Here is a 19,933-nt window from a genome sequence, read left to right on the forward strand (position 1 = left end):
GAAACCGGTAACGAGTCCTATCGCCTGCAACACAGTAGCTTGGCGGCCCAGGCCAAGATCAAATCACGGGAGCGAAAGCGTAAGGGCGGCCAGGAACCGGAGGACGATGAGTCGTTCTGATTTCATGGTGACGACGGCCTGCTGCATGGCTGCATGTGGCAGGTCTTCAACAGCTGAACTGGGACAGCGAGGGAGTGGGTTCAAAAGCAGCTGCGCTGGTAGACTTATCCACAGTTGCTGGTAACAAAATCAGCAATCCGCCCTGGGTCAAATTTCAATCGGCAGGGTGGGTCAATTTTCCATCAGCGCCAACACCATAACCACTCCTTAGTAACTGTTTAGAATGCGACGACTACTCCAACGCCGCAGAGTGCAGATAACATCAACGTGACATCATTGGTCAATAGACGATAGTCGAAAAAGTGTCGAAATCAACGGGCGACAAAGTGCCGCAATGGGCAGTACGCATGAGGCGAAAGCCCCGGTTTTGCTGGCTTTGGGCAACGATGGGCAGCAATGGGCACCAGCAAAAACGGGTTCGATTCCCCCAACAATGAACGAACCCAAACCGCTCAACCATTTCCCCGGAACTTCTGCCCCCCAACGCCACCAGAACCCTATATGTCTTTTTTCTGGAGGCCCCTGGCGATGGAACAGTGGAATATCTGGCTTGAACGCGATGTCTGGCTCAACGTGGCGATTGTCCTGGTCGCCACGGCGCTGATCTACAGCGTGCTGCGCACCCTGGTGAATACCCTGCACAAGCGCCTTAAGGCTGGGTCGGCGGAACAGGAGAGCAGTTGGTCACACTTCATCGCCATGGTCATCGGCCGCACCAGCCGCGTGTTGTTGTTGGCGTTTTCCCTGCTGTTGGCGTTGCGTCTGGCGGACTTGCCGCTCGCCTGGCAAAGCGCGCTGAGCCATACCTGGTTCGTCGCCCTGGCCCTGCAGATAGCGTTGTGGGTCGATACCGGCGTGCGTCTGTGGTCGCGCAGCCTGGTGATGGGCAAGAGCGGCGGCAGCTACAACCCGGTGATGACCACCATCATCAGCATCATGGTGTTGATCGTGGTGTGGTCGGTGATGCTGCTGTCGATCCTGGCCAACCTCGGTGTGGATATCACCGCGCTGGTGGCCAGCCTGGGTGTGGGCGGTATCGCCGTGGCGCTGGCGGTGCAGACGGTGCTCAGCGATGTGTTCGCCTCGCTGTCCATCGGCGTCGACAAGCCGTTCGAGATCGGTGATTTCGTGGTGTTCGGCGAAGTCGCCGGGTCCATCGAGCATATCGGTCTGAAGACCACGCGTATTCGCAGCCTCAGCGGTGAGCAGGTGGTGTGCGCCAACGCCGATCTGCTGCGGCAGATCGTGCACAACTACAAGCGCATGAATACCCGCCGCATCGTCTTCAAGTTCGGCATCAACTACGACACGCCCAGCGCCAAGGTGCGCCAGGTGTCGGAAAAGGTCGGCGATATCATCCGCGCCACGCCCAAGGCCCGCTTCGACCGCGCGCATTTTCTCGGCTTCGATGAAAGCCAGCTGACCTTCGAGGTGGTGTATATCGTGCTGACCTCGGACTACAACCAGTACATGGACATCCAGCAGGAGATCAACCTGCAACTGCTCGATGCCCTGCGCGAGCTGGACGTGCGCTTCGCCCTGCCCCGCCGCGATCTGCGCCTGGTGGGCGAGAGGATGCCGGTACTCAAGGTCGACGGCCTGCCGCAGCCGGCCCAGAGCGAGGGCAACGATTCGGATCAACGCCTGCCAAGGTTCAGCTGACGGCAATGGCGGGAGGGCGCGAGAGCTGCTTGCAGGTTGACGAGCCGAGCAGCAACCAGTGCGCCATCCCGCCCGCCATCAAGGCTTCTTGCCATCACCCAAGCATTTGAAAAACCTGACATTTTCATCTTCACATCGACAGCGGTGACGGCTACTCTGCCGCCCCATGATTCGACGTCTACTGCTCCTGCTCTGCTGTTTCACAGCCCTTTCCCTACACGCCGCACCCGCCACTTTCGCCGAGGCCAAGCGCCTGGCCTGGCCGCTGTATGAGCAGCAATCCACCGAGTTCTATTGCGGCTGCAAGTACAGCGGCAATCGGGTCGATCTGCGCTCCTGTGGCTACACGCCACGCAAGAATGCCAATCGCGCCCAGCGCATCGAGTGGGAACATATCGTCCCGGCCTGGGTGATCGGCCATCAGCGTCAGTGCTGGCAGAAAGGCGGGCGCAAGAACTGCGCGGCCAACGATGCGCAGTTCCGCAAGGCAGAGGCCGACCTGCACAACCTGGTGCCGAGCATCGGCGAAGTGAATGGTGACCGCAGCAACTACAGCTTCGCCTGGCTGCCGCAGAAACCGCATCAGTACGGACGTTGCGAGACGGTGGTGGACTTCAAGGCGCACAAGGTGATGCCGCGCCCGGCCATCCGCGGGATGATCGCGCGCACCTATTTCTACATGTCCGACCGCTACAAGCTGCGCCTGTCGAAACAGGACCGGCAACTCTACGAAGCCTGGAGCAAGGCCTACCCGCCCAAGGTCTGGGAGCAGCAGCGGAACCAGCAGGTGGCTTGCGTGATGGGTTGGGGCAACCCCTATGTGGGCAAGGTGGATATGAGCCGCTGCGCGCGCAAGCGGGCGTAGGCAAACCGGACGCCAGCCACGTAGGGCGGACTCAGGAGCCTAAGCGAACAGTCCGCCGGGCCATGCCGAGTTCGGCACTACAATCCCCCAATTAAGCCCCAACGGCGGCGTAACTTGGCCCAGATGCACAACCGCATCGCGGCTGAAGCCGCTCCTACGGGTTTGCGTCGCGGCGCTCTATGCCAACCGCTGCAACTCGCGACGCACCATGTTGGCAAACTCCGGCGGGCTGAGCTGGTACAGCTCCTGCGCCACCCAGGGCAGCCAGCGTCCTTGCAGCTCGGCCTTGCGCGCCAACAGGCGCTGGGCCTCGGCTTCGGCGCGAGCCTGGCGCTCGCGGTGGTAGTCGGCGCGGCTCGGTTTTTCTGTGCTCACGGTGCAGCCCTTTTCCTCATATCGAGCAGAGCAGGCATAATCGCCGCCTGTTCGCCCATTTCGACCATCATCAATGCGCATCCACGTCAGTTTCATCGACCGCGTCGGCATCACCCAGGAAGTCCTGGCGCTGCTTGGCGGGCGTAATCTGAACCTCGATGCGGTGGAGATGGTACCGCCAAACGTTTATATCGACGCACCGACCTTGAGCGCCGCCGTGCTCGAGGAGCTGCGCGGCGCGCTGCTGCAGGTGCACGGCGTGCAGAGCGTTGAGGTGGTGGACATTCTGCCCGGCCAGCGCCGCCGCCTGCAGCTCGATGCCCTGCTGGCGGCCATGCCCGACCCGGTGCTGGCGGTAGATGACCGCGCCACCGTGCTGCTGGCCAACCCGGCGCTGGTGGACATGTGCAACCGCCCGCCCGAAGGCCTGAGCATCGCCGCGCTGTTCGCCGATGACGCGTTGCAGCAATCGCTGCTTGCCGCCGGTTTTCATCAGCCGCTGCGCGAGGTGCACTTCGCCGGTCAGCCGCTGCTGCTCGATGCCCAACCGATCACCGAAGACGGTCGCCTGACCGGCGGCCTGCTCACCCTGTATGCCCCGAGCCGCATGGGTCAGCGTTTGGCTGCACTGCATCACGACCATGCCGAGGGCTTCGATTCGCTGCTTGGCGAGTCAGCACCAATCCGTGCGCTCAAGGCCCGCGCCCTGCGTGTGGCGTCGCTCGATGCGCCGCTGCTGATCCACGGCGAAACCGGCACCGGCAAGGAGCTGGTGGCGCGCGCCTGTCACACCGTCAGCGTGCGTCGTACTGCACCTTTCCTCGCGTTGAACTGCGCCGCCCTGCCAGAGAACCTGGCCGAGAGCGAGCTGTTCGGCTACGCCCCCGGTGCCTTCACCGGCGCCCAACGTGGCGGCAAGCCAGGGCTGCTGGAGCTGGCCAACCAGGGCACGGTGTTTCTCGACGAAATTGGGGAGATGTCGCCCTATCTGCAGGCCAAGCTGCTGCGCTTTCTCAGCGATGGCAGCTTCCGCCGCGTCGGTGGCGACCGCGAAGTGAAGGTGGACGTGCGCATCCTCAGCGCCACTCACCGCGACCTGGAAAAGATGGTCGCCGAAGGCAGCTTTCGTGAAGACCTGTTCTACCGCCTCAACGTCCTCAACCTGGAAGTGCCGCCGCTGCGCGAGCGCGGCCAGGACATCCTGTTGCTTGCCCAGCACTTCATGGCCCAGGCCTGCGCGCAGATCCAGCGCCTGCCCTGCCGCCTGGCGCCGGCTACCTTCCCGGCACTGCTAGCTGGGCGCTGGCCGGGCAACGTGCGTCAGTTGCAGAACGTGATCTTCCGCGCGGCTGCCATCTGCGACAGCAACTGGGTGGAGATGGACGACCTGGATATCGCCGGCACCGAAGTGGCGCCAAGGGTGGAAGGGGAAGTCGCCAGCCTGGAACAGGCCATGGACGAATACGAGAAGGCGCTGCTGGAAAAGCTCTACGACAGCCACCCTTCCAGCCGCCAACTGGCCGCACGCCTGGGCACCTCGCACACCGCCATCGCCAAACGCCTGCGCAAGTACGGGATACCGGGCAAGCACTGACGCACTCGCTCCGTGGGTTAGGTGCCTGTTTTGAGCCTTGATAACACCGCAGATTCCGACGCGCCGTAACCCACCATCGGCGCAACGCGGAAGATCGCCCGGTGGGTTACGCGGCGCACCACCACCGCGCTGTCAGCTCGCTCATCGATCAGCGCCGCTAACCCACCCGGTTCTCGGCGTTGAATCAGATCGGCGTGGTGCTGGTCGGTACCTTGATCACCCCGCAGGCTACACGCGCCCCACCACCGCCCAGCGGCTGCGGATGATCGGCGTGGTTGTCGCCGCCAGCGTGAATCATCAGCGAACGATTATGCAGGTCTTCCAGACGCTTTAATCGCGGTGCCAGCACCGGCTGGCTGGCGCTGCCATCCTCGGTGACGAGCAACGCCGGTAGATCGCCAAGGTGGGCGTTGTCTTCCCAGGGGAAGCCATGGCGACCGGCGTTCTGCGGGTCCCAGTGGCCACCTGCTGCGCCGGCCGGTGTCAGCTTGCCGTCCACTTCGGCTGCATTGCAGTTGGCCTCGGCGTGTACGTGAAAACCATGCGTACCCGGCTCCAGTCCCTGCAGATCAGGGGTAAACACCAGCCCGTAGGGTGACTGACTAATGGTCAGGGTGCCGACAGATGCACCAGTACCTTTTTCAGTGGCCTGCTCGAGCGTCACCGTAACGGTCTCGCTGGCCTGCAGGCTGGTGGCGCCGAGCAGTGCGAATGCCAGGGGGATCAGGGGTCTCATGGTCGGTCTATCTCCTTGTTTATAAAGCCTCCCAGTTACCGACCCCAATGCCCTTGAGCGGTTCCAGCCAGATGACGTATCGATATCATTACACCGTAACGATTAAGCAACAATCGAGCGAAAGCCGCTCCGCGCCTGGTGTGACTTCGAATTTTCCATTTACGACGCACGGTTTCGTAACGATAACGTTCCGGGTTACTACTAGAGAATATCCAGAATATATTTAAGTCATTGATTTTATTAACATTTTTATCATTGGCACTCACATTGCAATCACCTTTCCACCTGCCCGCCACCTAGAAGCGGACACCTTTACCTCTGAGGATTTGACATGAGCGAGTTGCGTTTCACCGCCGATCACGAATGGCTGCGTCTGGACAACGATGGTCTGGTTACCGTCGGCATCACCCATTACGCCCAGGACGCGCTCGGCGACGTGGTGTATGTGCAACTGCCGGAACCCAAGTCCTACGCCCAGGGCGAGGAAGTGGCCGTGCTGGAGTCGGTGAAGGCCGCCAGCAACATCGCCATGCCGCTGGACGGCGAGATCGTCGAGGTCAACGCTGACCTGGAAGGCAGCCCGGAGCTGGTCAACGAATCGCCGCTGGACAAGGCCTGGTTCTTCCGCATGCGCCTGGCCGACAACGCCGTGCTGGCCGATCTGCTGGACAAGGCCGGCTATGATCGTCTGTTGAACGCCAACGCCGACGCCTGAGTGACCGCCATGACCAAGCTCGATACCCAGAACGAATTCATCGCCCGCCACATCGGCCCGCGCGATGCCGACACCGCAGCCATGCTGCAACTGCTCGGCTATGACTCGGTGGACGCGCTGACCAATGCGGTGATCCCCGAGTCCATCAAGGGCACCAGCATCCTCGGCGAACAGCCGGGCCTGTCGGAAGCCGACGCCCTGGCCAAGATCAAGGCCATCGCCGCCAAGAACCAGCAGTTCAAGAACTACATCGGCCAGGGTTACTACGGCACTCACACGCCGAGCCCGATCCTGCGCAACCTGCTGGAAAACCCGGCCTGGTACACCGCCTACACCCCGTACCAGCCGGAGATTTCCCAGGGCCGCCTGGAAGCGCTGCTGAACTTCCAGACCCTGGTCAGCGACCTCACCGGCATGCAGATCGCCAACGCATCGCTGCTGGATGAAGCCACTGCTGCTGCCGAAGCCATGACCTTCTGCAAGCGTCTGTCGAAGAACAAGGCTGCCAACACCTTCTTCGTTTCCCTGCACTGCCACCCGCAGACCCTCGACGTGCTGCGCACCCGTGCCGAGCCGCTGGGCATCGACATCGAAGTCGGTGACGAAGCCGCCATCACTGACGCCAGCGCCTACTTCGGCGCGCTGCTGCAGTACCCGGCAAGCAACGGCGACATCTTCGACTACCGCGCCCTGGTCGAGCGTTTCCATGCCGCCAACGCCTTGGTCGCCGTAGCTGCCGACCTGCTGGCTCTGACCCTGCTCACCCCGCCGGGCGAGTTCGGCGCCGACGTCGCCCTGGGCAGCGCCCAGCGCTTCGGTGTACCGCTGGGCTTCGGTGGCCCGCACGCTGCCTACTTCGCCACCCGCGACGCGTTCAAGCGCGACATGCCGGGCCGCCTGGTCGGCATGTCGGTCGACCGTTTCGGCAAGCCGGCCCTGCGCCTGGCCATGCAGACCCGCGAGCAGCACATCCGCCGCGAGAAGGCCACCAGTAACATCTGTACCGCCCAGGTGCTGCTGGCCAACATCGCCAGCATGTACGCCGTGTATCACGGCCCGAAAGGCCTGACCGAGATCGCTCAGCGCGTACACAGCTTCACCGCCATCCTCGCCCTGGGCCTGACCAAGCTGGGCCACAGCGTCGAGCAGCAGCACTTCTTCGACACTCTGAGCATCAAGACCGGCGCCAAGACCGCCGAGCTGCATGCCAAGGCCCGTGCTGCCGGCATCAACCTGCGTGAGATCGACGCCGAGCGTCTGGGTCTGTCGCTGGACGAAACCACCGACCAGGCCGCCGTCGAGGCGCTGCTGGCGCTATTCGCCGCTGATCAGGTCGCCCCTGCCGTCAGCGAACTGGCCGCACAGATCGCCAGCCGCCTGCCGCAAGGCCTGCTGCGCCAGTCGGCGATCCTGCAGCACGAAGTGTTCAACCGCTACCACAGCGAAACCGAGCTGATGCGCTACCTGCGCAAGCTGGCCGACAAGGATCTGGCGCTGGATCGCAGCATGATCCCGCTGGGCTCCTGCACCATGAAGCTCAACGCCGCCAGCGAGATGATCCCGGTGACCTGGCCGGAGTTCGGCAATCTGCACCCATTCGCTCCGGTCGAGCAGGCCGCGGGTTACACCCAGCTGACCACTGAGCTGGAAGCCATGCTCTGCGCCGCCACGGGCTACGACGCCGTGTCGCTGCAGCCTAACGCCGGTTCCCAGGGCGAGTACGCCGGCCTGCTGGCCATCCGTGCCTATCACCTGAGCCGTGGCGACGATCAGCGCGACATCTGCCTGATCCCGCAATCGGCCCACGGCACCAACCCGGCGACCGCCTCCATGGCCGGTATGCGCGTGGTGGTGACCGCCTGTGACGCACGCGGCAACGTCGACATCGCTGATCTCAAGGCCAAGGCCGAAGAGCACAAGGATCGTCTGGCTGCGATCATGATCACCTACCCGTCCACCCACGGTGTGTTCGAGGAAGGTATCCGCGAGATCTGCCAGATCATCCACGACAACGGCGGCCAGGTTTACATCGACGGCGCCAACATGAACGCCATGGTCGGCCTCTGCGCCCCAGGCCAGTTCGGCGGTGACGTCTCGCACCTGAACCTGCACAAGACCTTCTGCATCCCGCACGGCGGCGGCGGCCCGGGCGTCGGCCCGATTGGCGTCAAGTCGCACCTGGCGCCGTTCCTGCCGGGCCATGCGCACATGGCACGCAAGGAAGGTGCCGTCAGCGCCGCGCCGTTCGGCAGCGCCAGCATCCTGCCGATCACCTGGATGTACATCACCATGATGGGCGGCAATGGCCTCAAGCGTGCGTCGCAGATGGCCATCCTCAACGCCAACTACATCGCCCGTCGCCTGGAAGAGCACTACCCGGTGCTGTACTCCGGCGAAGGCGGCCTGGTGGCGCACGAGTGCATCCTCGACATCCGCCCGCTCAAGGACAGCAGCGGCATCAGCGTCGACGACGTGGCCAAGCGCCTGATCGACTTCGGCTTCCACGCCCCGACCATGTCCTTCCCGGTGGCCGGCACCCTGATGATCGAGCCGACCGAGAGCGAGTCCAAGGAAGAGCTGGATCGCTTCTGCGATGCCATGATTGCCATCCGTGAGGAAATCCGCGCGGTCGAGCAAGGCCGTCTGGATAAAGACGACAACCCGCTGAAGAACGCCCCGCACACCGCCCTGGAGCTGGTTGGCGAGTGGAACCACGCCTACAGCCGCGAGCAGGCCGTGTACCCGCTGGCGACGCTGATCGAGGCCAAGTACTGGCCGCCGGTTGGCCGCGTGGACAACGTCTACGGCGACCGCAACCTGGTCTGCGCCTGCCCGTCCATCGAGGCGTATCAGGACGCGTAAGCACGGTGAACGTCCCCTCTCCCACTTGCGAGAGAGGGGACGGTTCAGTAGCTAGCCTCCCCTATTTTCGGCTCCCCTTACCGGGGCGAGCCTGTTCATCCCGAGAAAAACGATAAAGAGGGCCTCACCATGTTCAGCAAGCACGACCAACTGCAGGGCTATGACGACGCCCTACTCGCGGCGATCCAGGCCGAAGAACAGCGCCAGGAAGACCATATCGAGCTGATCGCCTCGGAGAACTACTGCAGCCAGCGCGTCATGCAGGCGCAAGGCAGCGGCCTGACCAACAAGTACGCCGAAGGCTATCCGGGCAAGCGCTACTACGGTGGTTGCGAGCATGTGGACAAGGTCGAGGCACTGGCCATCGAGCGCGCCAAGCAGCTGTTCGGCGCCGACTACGCCAACGTCCAGCCGCACTCCGGCTCTTCGGCCAACAGCGCCGTGTACCTCGCACTGCTGAACGCGGGCGACACCATCCTCGGCATGAGCCTGGCCCACGGCGGCCACCTGACCCACGGTGCCAAGGTGTCGTCCTCGGGCAAGCTGTACAACGCCGTGCAGTACGGCATCGACGAGAACGGTCTGATCGATTATGACGAGGTCGAGCGCCTGGCCGTCGAGCACAAGCCGAAGATGATCGTCGCCGGCTTCTCGGCCTACTCGCGCGTGCTGGATTTCCCGCGTTTCCGCGCCATCGCCGACAAGGTCGGCGCACTGCTGTTCGTCGACATGGCTCACGTTGCGGGCCTGGTCGCGGCCGGTCTGTACCCGAGCCCGGTGCCGTTCGCCGATGTGGTTACCACCACCACGCACAAGACCCTGCGCGGCCCGCGTGGCGGCCTGATCCTGGCGCGCAAGAACGAGGAGATCGAGAAGAAGCTCAACTCCGCCGTGTTCCCCGGTGCCCAGGGCGGCCCGCTGATGCACGTGATCGCGGCCAAGGCGGTGTGCTTCAAGGAAGCACTGGAGCCGGGCTTCAAGACCTACCAGCAGCAAGTGATCGACAACGCCCGCGCCATGGCGGCGGTGTTCGTCGAGCGCGGCTATGACGTGGTTTCCGGCGGTACCGACAACCACCTGATGCTGATCAGCCTGGTCAAGCAGGGCCTGACCGGCAAAGCGGCCGACGCGGCGCTGGGCGACGCTCACATCACCGTGAACAAGAACGCCGTGCCGAACGACCCCCAGTCACCGTTCGTCACCTCCGGCATCCGCATCGGTACCCCGGCGGTGACCACCCGCGGCTTCAAGGAAGGCGAATGCCGCACCTTGGCCGGCTGGATCTGCGACATCCTCGACGACCTGGAAAACCCGGCCGTGATCGAGCGCGTGCGCGGCCAGGTCGCCGACCTGTGCACCACCTTCCCGGTCTACGCTGACTGACACACAACGTACAACGGGCCGCACCGCGGCCCCAACCGGTGCGCGCGGCGCACCCAACAGGAAATCGACATGACCACTGAAACTCTCGCCAAGACTCCGCTGCACGCCCTGCACCTCGAACTCGGCGCGCGCATGGTGCCCTTCGCCGGCTATGACATGCCCGTGCAGTACCCGCTGGGCGTGATGAAGGAACACCTGCACACCCGTGAGGCCGCCGGTCTGTTCGACGTCTCGCACATGGGCCAGGTCCTGCTGCGTGGTGAGAACGCTGCACGTGCTCTGGAAACCCTGGTGCCGGTGGATATCATCGATCTGCCGCTGGGTACACAGCGCTACGCCATGTTCACCGACGCCCAGGGCGGCATCCTCGACGACCTGATGGTCGCCAACCTGGGTGACGACACCCTGTACCTGGTGGTCAACGCCGCCTGCAAGGATCAGGACCTGGCCCACCTGCAGAAACACATTGGCGAGCAGTGCCAGATCGAGAGCCTGTTCGAGGAGCGCGCCCTGCTCGCCCTGCAAGGCCCGAAGGCGGCTGAAGTTCTGGCCCGCCTGGCACCGGAAGTGAGCAAGATGACCTTCATGCAGGTTGCCCGCGTGCGTCTGCTGGGCAGCGAGTGCATCGTCAGTCGCAGCGGCTACACAGGTGAAGACGGCTTCGAGATTTCCGTCGCCGTCGATCAGGCCGAAGCCCTGGCGCGCAGCCTGCTGGCCGAAGTGGAAGTCGAGGCCATCGGCCTGGGCGCGCGTGACTCGCTGCGCCTGGAAGCCGGCCTGTGCCTGTACGGCCATGACATGAGTAGCGCCACCACGCCGATCGAAGCCAGCCTGCTGTGGGCGATCTCCAAGGTGCGCCGCGCTGACGGCGAGCGTGCCGGCAACTTCCCGGGCGCCGAGCGCGTATTCGAGCAACAGCAGAAAGGTGTAGCGCGCAAACGTGTCGGCCTGCTGCCGCAGGAGCGCGTGCCGGTGCGTGAAGGTACGGAAATCGTCGATGCCGACGGCACCGTGATCGGCCAGGTAAGCAGCGGCGGCTTCGGTCCGACTCTCGGCGCACCGGTCGCGATGGGCTACGTCAATGCCAGCCACACCGCCATCGACAGCGACGTCTGGGCCGTGGTTCGTGGCAAGCGCATTGCCATGAAGGTCGCCAAGACCCCGTTCGTGCCACAGCGCTACTACCGCGGCTGATTTGCTCACTTTCCCGTTCGAGGGAAAGGGCAATGGCGTAGGGCGGGTGAAACCCGCCGTATGGATCTGGCGGGTTGCACCCGCCCTACGCGCCGCCAATCTCGTAGCCCGAATGCAGTCCGCGGATGCCCTGAAAAGCTCCCCGATTGCCTCCGGGCTGCGTCGTTTCTACCCCCTGATCCGCTCGTAAGGCACCCGCTCGCGCCCGGCACGCAGCGTCTGTGCCCACCAGTTCAACTGCACCAGCGTATGCGCCAACGCCGAGTTGGCGGGCCGTGGTTCGCTCAACTGGCCCTGCTCATCGAACTGCTCCCAGGCATTGGTGAAGCACACCGAGCTACGCACGGTCATCGCATGCAACTCCGCCAGCACCTGACGCAGTTGCTCCACCGCGCGCAGCCCGCCGGACACCCCGCCATAACTGACGAACCCCACCGGCCGCGCTTCCCAGGATGCCGGCACCTCGTCGATGAACTGTTTGAGCGCCGCCGGATAGCCGTGGTTGTACTCCGGGGTGACAATCAGAAAGGCATCGGCGCGCAGCAACTGCTGCAGCGACTGATGGCGTTGCGCGGCGAGCTCCTGCGCCTCGCCGGGCTGGCGAAACATCACGGCCGGGTCGACCAGGCTCAGCTCGAGATGGACGCGCACCGCTCCTTCCACGAACGCCCGCTGACTGTCGGCCAGGTTGCCGAGCGCAGTGGCGTAGCGGTTTCCACGCTGCATTTCTACGAGACCAAGGGGCTGATCCACAGCCAGCGCAATGCTGGCAATCAGCGGCGTTATCGGCGTGATGTGCTGCGCCGCGTCGCGCTCATCAAGGTGGCGCAGCGCCTGCGCATTCCCTTGGCCGATATTGGTTTGGCGCTGAGCACACTGCCTTGCGATCACATGCCCACGGCAGCGGACTGGCAGCAACTGTCGGCACAATGGCAGCGCGATCTGGACGCGCGTATCGAGCAAATGACGCGACTGCGCGACCAGCTCACCGGCTGTATCGGTTGCGGTTGCCTGTCGATGCAGGACTGCCCACTGCGCAACCCCAGCGACGAACTCGGCGCACAGGGTGCTGGCGCGCGTTTGCTCGAAACGGATTAATCGTCCAGGCAGTTGCGCCTGTTGCTGAACACCTCGCGGCGGATGTCGCGCACATCCAGGGAGATCGCCGGTACCTGCGGCAGACGCTCGACCAGTGCGCGCACGACGCGCCGCGACAGCGCCCGCTTGTCGTCATCGCTGCGCCCGGCCAGCACGTAGAAGATCAGGTGCACGAACATTCCCTGCTCGCCGCCGACGCAGTGGTGCTCGTACAAACTCAGACGCACCTTGACCTCGCCGGGTTGGAACAACCCCGTGGCAGCCGCCTGGTCATGCACCAGTTGCACCAGCTCCTGCGGCGCGATCAGCTCACTCACCTCGCGGGCGGCTTCGATCAGGCAATGCGGCATGGATAAACCCTTGATGTAAGTGAACTTGTCATACGTTATCACACAACAAATTCGATACCAGATGGTTTACCCGCTCTGCGCTGAACGCCCTCGGCATAACCGATAGCGCAGCTACACCGGGAAAGACTACTCAGACTTTCGTCTAGCCATACGTTGACAAGCGATAAAAAGGCTGTCGATAATCCAGAAAGTTGTATGACGACATATGACAACGATAACAACAATAATCAGGGCCATAATATGACTGTCCTCGCCTCTCTCTCAGTACAGCAGCCCCTCGCCTGCTCGCCCCCCATCGTTGCCACACGCCACAGCACCGGATTCGCCGGCGGCTGACTTCAGCCACCAGCAATGACCGGCCGCGTTCGGCCGGGCTATCGCCCTCTACGGGGCAAACACAACATTCCCATCATGCAGGTCCTGATGCAGACCGGCAGGGGATGGTTCGTTCAAAAACTGGGAGCACAACAACAATGACCGCACGCAACATCATTCCATTGGCCCTGCTCGGCAGCACGGCTCTGGCCCTGGTTATGCCGACCGCCACGCACGCCGCCGGCTTCGTCGACGACGCCAAAGTCACCCTCGGCCTGCGCAACTACTACTTCAACCGTAACTACCTGAATAACACGGATCCGCGGATCAACGGTGAGCGCCAAGGTCAGGCCTCGGGTTGGACCCAAAGCTTCATCTTAGATGCTCGCTCCGGCTATACCGAAGGCACTGTCGGCTTCGGTCTCGACGTACTCGGCATGTACAGCATGAAACTCGATGGCAATGCCAACAGCAGCAACAGTGGCTTGCTGCCGGAACACGGCCCAGCGACTAACCGCAACGTGCCGGACGAATTCGGGCGCACTGCCGTTGCCGCGAAGGCCAAATTCTCCAAGACTGAACTGAAGGTCGGTGAGTGGTTTGCAGTGCTGCCGGTCCTGCGTGCTGACGACGGCCGTTCTCTGCCGCAAACCTTCCAGGGCGCGCAGATCACCTCCAGCGAGATCGATGGCCTGACCCTGTACGGCGGCCAGTTCTGGAAAAACAGCCAGCGTCACGATGCCAGTCGTGAAGACATGTCCTACAGCGGTGTCGAAGGCGGCGACTTCAACTTCGCCGGCGGTGAGTTCCGCTTCAACGCCAACAACACCATGGTCGGCCTCTGGCATGCTCGCTTGGAAGACATCTACAAGCAAAGCTACCTGCAATTGACTCACAGCCAACCTGTGGGTGACTGGGTACTGGGCGCCAACCTCGGCTACGTGACGGGTAAAGATGAAGGCGCCGCTAAGGCCGGCGACTTGGACAACAAGGTCTATCAGGGCGCGCTCAGCGCCAAGAAAGGCAACAACACCTTCACCGTGACTTACCAGAAAATGGGCGGCGACACCAAGTTCATGCGCGTCGATGGCGCCAGCGGTGGCACCCTGGTCAACGACGGTTTCACCAACGCTTTTGACGCCCCCAACGAGCGCTCCTGGCAGCTGCGCCATGATTACAACTTCGCTGGCCTCGGCGTTCCGGGCCTGACCCTGATGAACCGCTACACCAGCGGCTCCAACATCCACACCAACGGTCGTACCGATGTAGAAGAGTGGGCACGCGAATCCGAGCTGGCCTACACCATCCAAGAAGGCACGCTGAAGAACCTGAGCGTGCGCTGGCGTAACTCCAACCTGCGTCGTGATGGCACCGGCCAGGACTTCCACGAGAACCGTCTGATCATCAACTATCCGCTGTCGATTCTGTAATACCGGACGCTTCACTGCGTCCTATTGACTCCTGTGTGTTAACGGCACTTTACGCCCGTCCTCGTGACGGGCTTTTTTTGCCTGTCTCCCAGGCCCCTCTCGGGCTGGGACCTACGCCGCTGAACGGCTGTAGGGTGCGCCGTGCGCACCGGATTGTTGCGTGAAGAAGCGGTGCGCACAGCGGCTATCAAGCACGACAACCTCCACGCCTGCGCTCCGAGGCGTACTGCTGCGCGAGTACGCCCTACAGGCGTGTACCACTTTTTCGCCTGGCAGGCCGATGCGCACAGCGCACCCTACCTCAGGGTCGCAGCCATCTGCGCCAACACCGTGAGCACATCTCGCCCCAGCTTCTGCGAGCGCGCGCCGTTCCAGCCGGTGCGTGGCTGCGGACTATCGTCATGGTCCTTGAACGGCATCTCGATGGTGAACGACAGACAATCGAAGGCCTCGCCCACCGCATTGCAGGCCAGGGTCAGGTTGGCCTGGCCCGGCTCATCTCGCGGATAACCGAAGCGGGTCTGAAACTCGGCGCCGATAGCAACCAGACGACTGCGGAAGTCTTCTTCCAACGCTGCCAACCGTGGCGTGTAGCCCGGATTGCCTTCGCAACCGGCGGTGAACACATGAGGAATTTCCTCGTCGCCATGAATGTCGAGGAACAGGTCGACGCCAATACGTTGCATATGCTGCAGCACGAACAGCACCTCGGGACTGCGCTCGGAGCTGGCGGACTGCCAGGCACGATTGAGGTCCTGCCCGGCATAGTTGGTGCGCAGGTGACCGCGATAGGCGCCGTCCGGGTTCATGTTCGGCACCAGATAGAACTCGGCCTCGCGCAGCAAGGCGACAACCTCGGCATCCTGCGGGTTCTGCAGGCGCTTGATCAGTCCTTCCATGAACCATTCGGCCATGTGCTCGCCCGGATGTTGTTGGGCGATGATCCATAGTTTGCGCGGCGCGCCCGTCTGGCCAGCGATACGTAGCAACTGGATATCACGGCCTTCCAGGCTTCTGCCGCTGGCCACCAGTTCAGCGCCGCGCTCCAGCGCGTTAACAATCAAACGTTCATGCCGCGCTCGCGGGTAGGGCTCGAAATAAGCGAACCAGACACGTTCATGCTCGGCCTGCAACTCGAAGTGCAGCTGACCGTCCTGGTAACGGGTCGGCACGCGAAACCAGTCCTGCTGGTCGTAACTGGCCACGGCCTGGTAACCGTCCCAGGCGCGGTTGTAGGCCGACTGCCCGGCATTGGTCAGGCTGAAGCCGTGGCGTTGCCCCAGCTGGAGGCCCTCGACCTGAAAGTGAAACCACTGGAAATGGTGGCTGTTGAGGTCCGGGCGCATGGCCAGCAAGACGCGCTGCGGGTCACTGGCGTCGATGACCTGGATGTTGCCACTGTCGAAATCCGCACTGATTTTCATGACTGCCTCGTAAGCGAAATCAGCGCTCAGGATTGCAGTTCATGGCGCGAGTGTGAAGTCGCACCGCGACAGACTGATCAACGACAGCGAACTATGGTGGCAAGGGTCAGCCTAATAGCGACTTGCCCTGTTTCTCGCCTACGGAGTTTCTGCCATGCCCAGCCCGATAAACCTGCGTCACGCCACCACCGCCCTGCTCGCTCTCGCTCTACTGGCGGGCTGCGCCGGGCGTGAACCCGATTCCAGCGCGCCGGAAGAACAGCCGCAGGTCGACCAGCCCATCACCCAGACCGAACAAGACCAACTGCGCCAGCAAGCCCAACGCGGTGATCTGGAAAGCCAGTTCCAGCTCGGCAGCAGCTACTTCGTCGGCCAGCCGGAAAAGAACATCAAGCAAGCCGAGTACTGGTGGAAGCAGGCCGCAGACAAGGGTCACTCCATGGCTGCGGTCAGTCTTGCCTGCCTCTATACCGGGCGTGACGCACCGGAGTTTGCCAACCAGCGCGACATGCTCAAGTACCTCAACCAGTCAGCCGCTGCGGGCAACCCGATGGCGCAGCATGTTCTGGGTAACCTTTACCGACGCGGCGAAGGCGGCGTAGCGCGTGACCCCGACCAGGCCCAGCGCCTGTACCAGAGTGCCTGCCAGCAGAACTACGAGCTCTCCTGCACGGCGCTGGGTCGTCAGTAACGCTGCCGCAGAGCCAACTCGCGCGCGAGCCCTGTTACAACACAGCATGGCCAACGCGCAGCAGGCTTTGAACGGGTTATCAGGGCTGCTAGTCGAACAGCGCATTGCCGCTTTCCATATCGCAAGGCGCGGAGAAGTGCTCGTGAAAGATCAGCCAGCGACTGCCTCGGCGGCGCAGGCACTGAGTCACGCGCATCCAGCAGGTTTCCAGTTCGCCCTTGTCATTGGTGCCGCCGCAGCGCAGCAGGTAATGAGTGACGCCAAGATCGCCCTCGGCGGTGAACGAACGTCGGCTCGTGCGGTTCGAAACGCCCTTCGCCGCTGCACATTTCCATGCAGGCCTGCCAATGCGCCTGGTATGCCGGGCGCCCCTGGAAGCGCAGCGGCCCCACAGCATCGTAGGCGACCACGCCTTCCACGTAGTGACCCATGATGCGTGCCACAGCTTTGCTGCGGCAGGCGTCGGTCCAACTGCTCAGTGCATCTTGCAGTTCATGCTGGCTCATATCGATTTTCCTTCGTGCGTGGATTGGGTGACTCAATGGCCAGCTTGCCGCCACGCATGCGCACCGTGGTGGCGCTCTGCACCGACTGCAACGCCTCGGCTGCAAGCATGCGCCCGCTCTCCCGCACACGCTGGGCGTAGGCGTGGCACTCACTGTCATGGGGGGGCTTTCGGGGGAGCTGTGCAGCTCCTGTTCGTTGGCGTAAACAAGGCAGAGGTATTTAATGGCGCGCTCCAGTTCCTGTGCGGTGGGTACTGGATAGTCGAATGCGACGAAGGTATTTCGACATTGGCCGGAAAAACATCGTCGAGGCCGACGAACGGTCGGGGTCGCCGCGCATCGGACTCCGAACTGCACCCTGCGCAGGGGTGAGTCGAAGCCAGCCCCACCCTATTCTGGGACTTCGACGCTGACGTGAATGGCGTCGTGGCGCCAGAACTCCAGGTCGCAGTCGATGATGCGCCCGTGCTGGTCGCGGTTGACCCGGGTGATGCGCAGCGCCGGACTGCCCGGCGCCACCTTGAGGCTGGCAGCAGCCTCGGCATGTAGCGCGGTGGGCACCATGTCGAAACGCACGCGGCCATAGTGAATGCCGTACTCGCAGGCATAGAGGTCGGTCAGCGAACGCGTCAGGTCGAACTCGAGAATGCCGGGGAAGTAGGCCGGATTCAGATAGTGCTCGACATACAGCACCAGACGCCCATCGATACGCCGTGCGCGGCACACCTGATAGACGCTCGACAACGCCGGCAACTCCAGCACCTGGCAGATCTGCGCGGGGGCCGGCATCAAGCGCGCACTCAGGACGTCGGTAGCCGGCACTCGCCCCTGCTCGGCGACCATGGCATGAAAGTGGGTGCGCACCAGGGGGTTGTAGGCCACCCGCGTAGGTGAAACGAACCAGCCACGACGCTCCTCGCGATAGACCAGCCCCTGCGCCTCCAACTGGCCGAGCGCCTCGCGCAGGGTAATGCGCGTGGTATCGAACAACTCGCTGAGCTTACGCTCGGCCGGCAACTTGCTGCCAGAGGGCAACAAGCCGCGGTCGATCTGCTCCTGCAACGCGCGGCAGATGATGGTGACGGCCCGTGGCGCTTCTTCGCGCATCAAAACTTCCCCTTTTGGACTAGTCCAGCCCCATCACAGGGCAAAAACCGCTCGCTCAGATGGGTTACAAGCCTAGGCAGTCTAGATGACTGATAGATGACAGCCATGCAGCAAGCACGCCGCATGCCACTGCCTGCCCCCCCTTTGCAGCCCGCGAAATCAGCTACTTATCCATGGTCTACGCTTGTGAAGCGCGCCAGCCGCTTACACCTAGACATCTGCCTCACCATGGCTGGACATAAAACTGTCATTGAAGGCGCTTAGATTGGCTCGGGTATTGCTGATCTAGACCAACACTCTCACTGCAAAGGAGTTTCCAATGAAACAACTGCTGCTGGCTTCACTGATGGGTTCGGCCATCGCCCTGGCGACTTCCGCCATGGCCGAAGGCACCGACTTGCAGGCACTGGAACAGGCTGCACGCGCCGAAGGCGTGGTGAATAGCGTGGGTATGCCCGACAGCTGGGCCAACTGGAAAGACACCTGGGCGGATCTGGCCAAGCTCTATGGCCTCAAGCATCAGGACACCGACATGAGCTCGGCACAGGAAATCGCCAAGTTCGCCGCCGAGAAGGACAATGCCACCGCCGATATTGGTGACGTCGGTGCCGCCTTTGGTCCTATCGCCGTGCAGCAGGGCGTGACCCAGCCGTACAAGCCGAGCACCTGGGAGCAGATCCCGAGCTGGGCCAAGGACGCCGATGGCCACTGGATGCTGGCGTACACCGGCTCCATCGCCTTCATCGTCAACAAGCAACTGGTCAAGGACGCTCCGAAATCCTGGGCTGACCTGAAGAACGGCAAGTACCGCGTCGCCATCGGTGACGTCAGCGCTGCAGCCCAGGCCGTCAATGGCGTGCTGGCTGCCGCCATCGCCAATGGCGGTGACGAGAAGAACATCCAACCCGGCCTGGACTTCTTCGCCACCATCGCCGAGCAGGGCCGCCTGTCGCTGTCCAACCCGACTATCCAGACTCTGGAAAAGGGCGAAGTGGAAGTCGGCATCGTCTGGGACTTCAACGGCCTGTCGTACCGCGACCAGATCGACCCCAACCGCTTCGAGGTGCTGATCCCTTCCGATGGTTCGGTGATCTCTGGCTACACCACCATCATCAACAAGTACGCCAAGAACCCCAACGCGGCCAAGCTGGCGCGTGAGTACATCCTCTCCGACGCAGGCCAGATCAACCTGGCCAAAGGCAATGCCCGACCGATCCGCGCCGAGCACCTGACCCTGCCGGCCGAGGTGCAGGCCAAGCTGCTGCCCAACGAGCAGTACGCCAAGGTCAAGCCAATCGCCGACGCGGCTGCCTGGGAGGCCACCTCCAAGGCACTGCCACAGATGTGGCAAGAGAACGTGATCATCAATATGGAATAACCGGGGCTCGGTGGTAGGCGCTTCAGCGGCGACAGTCGCGGCTGAAGCCCCTCCCACAAGCTGCTCCCGCAGCCAATACCTGTAGGAGCGGCTGGGCGGCATACCGCTTCAGCCGCGAAACGCTTCCA

18 protein-coding genes and 2 pseudogenes are annotated in these 19,933 nt (G+C 62.9%); 12 read left to right on the plus strand and 8 right to left on the minus strand.

The features are described from left to right. The 3 genes and pseudogenes from ACNFCJ_RS05945 to ACNFCJ_RS05955 all read left to right on the plus strand — a co-directional run. Positions 1-120: pseudogene (locus ACNFCJ_RS05945) on the plus strand (AAA family ATPase); the annotation flags it as partial. A 528-nt stretch (positions 121-648) separates the two neighbouring features. Beyond that, a complete protein-coding gene (locus tag ACNFCJ_RS05950; RefSeq protein ID WP_416770353.1) occupies positions 649-1,782 on the plus strand; it encodes a mechanosensitive ion channel family protein in 1,134 nt (377 codons plus the stop codon). A gap of 166 nt (positions 1,783-1,948) precedes the next feature. Continuing rightward, a complete protein-coding gene (locus tag ACNFCJ_RS05955) occupies positions 1,949-2,647 on the plus strand; it encodes an endonuclease (RefSeq protein WP_416770355.1) in 699 nt (232 codons plus the stop codon). Between the two features lie 177 nt (positions 2,648-2,824). Here the strand turns inward: ACNFCJ_RS05955 and ACNFCJ_RS05960 are convergent, their stop codons facing one another. After that, positions 2,825-3,022 (minus strand): hypothetical protein, encoded by a 198-nt coding sequence (locus ACNFCJ_RS05960; protein WP_416770356.1) that lies wholly within the window; start codon positions 3,020-3,022, stop codon positions 2,825-2,827. Between the two features lie 73 nt (positions 3,023-3,095). Here ACNFCJ_RS05960 and ACNFCJ_RS05965 point away from each other — a divergent pair, with 73 nt between their 5' ends. Then, complete coding sequence (locus ACNFCJ_RS05965; protein WP_104727324.1) at positions 3,096-4,616, plus strand: sigma-54-dependent transcriptional regulator; 1,521 nt, start codon at positions 3,096-3,098, stop codon at positions 4,614-4,616. Positions 4,617-4,800: 184 nt separating this feature from the next. Here ACNFCJ_RS05965 and sodC read toward each other — a convergent pair whose 3' ends face one another. Next, positions 4,801-5,352 (minus strand): superoxide dismutase [Cu-Zn] SodC, encoded by a 552-nt coding sequence (gene sodC, locus ACNFCJ_RS05970; protein WP_416770358.1) that lies wholly within the window; start codon positions 5,350-5,352, stop codon positions 4,801-4,803. A gap of 331 nt (positions 5,353-5,683) precedes the next feature. Here sodC and gcvH point away from each other — a divergent pair, with 331 nt between their 5' ends. The 4 genes from gcvH (at position 5,684) to gcvT (ending at position 11,506) form a co-directional block, all read left to right on the plus strand. Beyond that, positions 5,684-6,067 carry a glycine cleavage system protein GcvH gene (gene gcvH, locus ACNFCJ_RS05975; RefSeq protein ID WP_416770360.1) on the plus strand — a complete coding sequence of 128 codons (384 nt, stop codon included), beginning with the start codon at positions 5,684-5,686 and terminating at the stop codon, positions 6,065-6,067. Between the two features lie 9 nt (positions 6,068-6,076). Next, positions 6,077-8,929, plus strand: a complete 2,853-nt coding sequence (gene gcvP, locus ACNFCJ_RS05980; protein WP_416770362.1) for an aminomethyl-transferring glycine dehydrogenase — start codon at positions 6,077-6,079, stop codon at positions 8,927-8,929. Between the two features lie 129 nt (positions 8,930-9,058). Beyond that, a complete protein-coding gene (glyA, locus tag ACNFCJ_RS05985; RefSeq protein WP_416770363.1) occupies positions 9,059-10,312 on the plus strand; it encodes a serine hydroxymethyltransferase in 1,254 nt (417 codons plus the stop codon). A gap of 69 nt (positions 10,313-10,381) precedes the next feature. Next, complete coding sequence (gene gcvT, locus ACNFCJ_RS05990; RefSeq protein WP_416770365.1) at positions 10,382-11,506, plus strand: glycine cleavage system aminomethyltransferase GcvT; 1,125 nt, start codon at positions 10,382-10,384, stop codon at positions 11,504-11,506. 168 nt (positions 11,507-11,674) lie between these two features. On the opposite strand, the gene ACNFCJ_RS05995 is transcribed toward gcvT, so the two are convergent. Beyond that, positions 11,675-12,157: an NADPH-dependent FMN reductase gene (locus ACNFCJ_RS05995; RefSeq protein ID WP_416770367.1), complete on the minus strand. Its 483-nt coding sequence runs from the start codon at positions 12,155-12,157 to the stop codon at positions 11,675-11,677. Between ACNFCJ_RS05995 and soxR the strand changes: the two genes are divergently transcribed. Further along, positions 12,146-12,604, plus strand: a complete 459-nt coding sequence (gene soxR / locus ACNFCJ_RS06000) for a redox-sensitive transcriptional activator SoxR (protein ID WP_416770369.1) — start codon at positions 12,146-12,148, stop codon at positions 12,602-12,604. The two genes, ACNFCJ_RS05995 and soxR, sit on opposite strands and share 12 nt — an antisense overlap. Here soxR and ACNFCJ_RS06005 read toward each other — a convergent pair. Then, complete coding sequence (locus ACNFCJ_RS06005) at positions 12,601-12,954, minus strand: 5-carboxymethyl-2-hydroxymuconate Delta-isomerase (RefSeq protein ID WP_125833911.1); 354 nt, start codon at positions 12,952-12,954, stop codon at positions 12,601-12,603. The two genes, soxR and ACNFCJ_RS06005, sit on opposite strands and share 4 nt — an antisense overlap. Positions 12,955-13,427: 473 nt before the next feature. Here ACNFCJ_RS06005 and ACNFCJ_RS06010 point away from each other — a divergent pair, with 473 nt between their 5' ends. Continuing rightward, a complete protein-coding gene (locus ACNFCJ_RS06010) occupies positions 13,428-14,699 on the plus strand; it encodes an OprD family porin (protein WP_106733038.1) in 1,272 nt (423 codons plus the stop codon). Between the two features lie 296 nt (positions 14,700-14,995). Here ACNFCJ_RS06010 and ACNFCJ_RS06015 read toward each other — a convergent pair whose 3' ends face one another. Further along, the gene (locus ACNFCJ_RS06015; protein WP_416770372.1) at positions 14,996-16,123 is read right to left on the minus strand and encodes a M14-type cytosolic carboxypeptidase; all 1,128 of its coding nucleotides are present in this window, start codon (positions 16,121-16,123) and stop codon (positions 14,996-14,998) included. Between the two features lie 154 nt (positions 16,124-16,277). On the opposite strand from ACNFCJ_RS06015, the gene ACNFCJ_RS06020 reads away from it, so the two are divergent. Further along, entirely contained in the window at positions 16,278-16,814 is a 537-nt protein-coding gene (locus tag ACNFCJ_RS06020) for a tetratricopeptide repeat protein (RefSeq protein ID WP_416770373.1), read from the plus strand. Positions 16,815-16,902: 88 nt separating this feature from the next. Here the strand turns inward: ACNFCJ_RS06020 and ACNFCJ_RS06025 are convergent, their stop codons facing one another. The 3 genes and pseudogenes from ACNFCJ_RS06025 to ACNFCJ_RS06035 form a co-directional block, all read right to left on the minus strand. After that, positions 16,903-17,211 carry a YybH family protein gene (locus ACNFCJ_RS06025; protein ID WP_416770375.1) on the minus strand — a complete coding sequence of 103 codons (309 nt, stop codon included), beginning with the start codon at positions 17,209-17,211 and terminating at the stop codon, positions 16,903-16,905. A 116-nt stretch (positions 17,212-17,327) separates the two neighbouring features. After that, positions 17,328-17,545: pseudogene (locus tag ACNFCJ_RS06030) on the minus strand (YciI family protein); the annotation flags it as partial. 165 nt (positions 17,546-17,710) lie between these two features. Next, positions 17,711-18,427 (minus strand): UTRA domain-containing protein, encoded by a 717-nt coding sequence (locus ACNFCJ_RS06035; RefSeq protein ID WP_416770376.1) that lies wholly within the window; start codon positions 18,425-18,427, stop codon positions 17,711-17,713. A gap of 319 nt (positions 18,428-18,746) precedes the next feature. On the opposite strand from ACNFCJ_RS06035, the gene ACNFCJ_RS06040 reads away from it, so the two are divergent. Beyond that, the gene (locus tag ACNFCJ_RS06040; protein ID WP_416770378.1) at positions 18,747-19,805 is read left to right on the plus strand and encodes an ABC transporter substrate-binding protein; all 1,059 of its coding nucleotides are present in this window, start codon (positions 18,747-18,749) and stop codon (positions 19,803-19,805) included. Positions 19,806-19,933 lie beyond the last annotated feature (128 nt).

The organism is Pseudomonas sp. NY15364, assembly GCF_048068235.1.
GTDB classification, from domain to species: Bacteria; Pseudomonadota; Gammaproteobacteria; order Pseudomonadales; family Pseudomonadaceae; genus Aquipseudomonas; species Aquipseudomonas mendocina_D.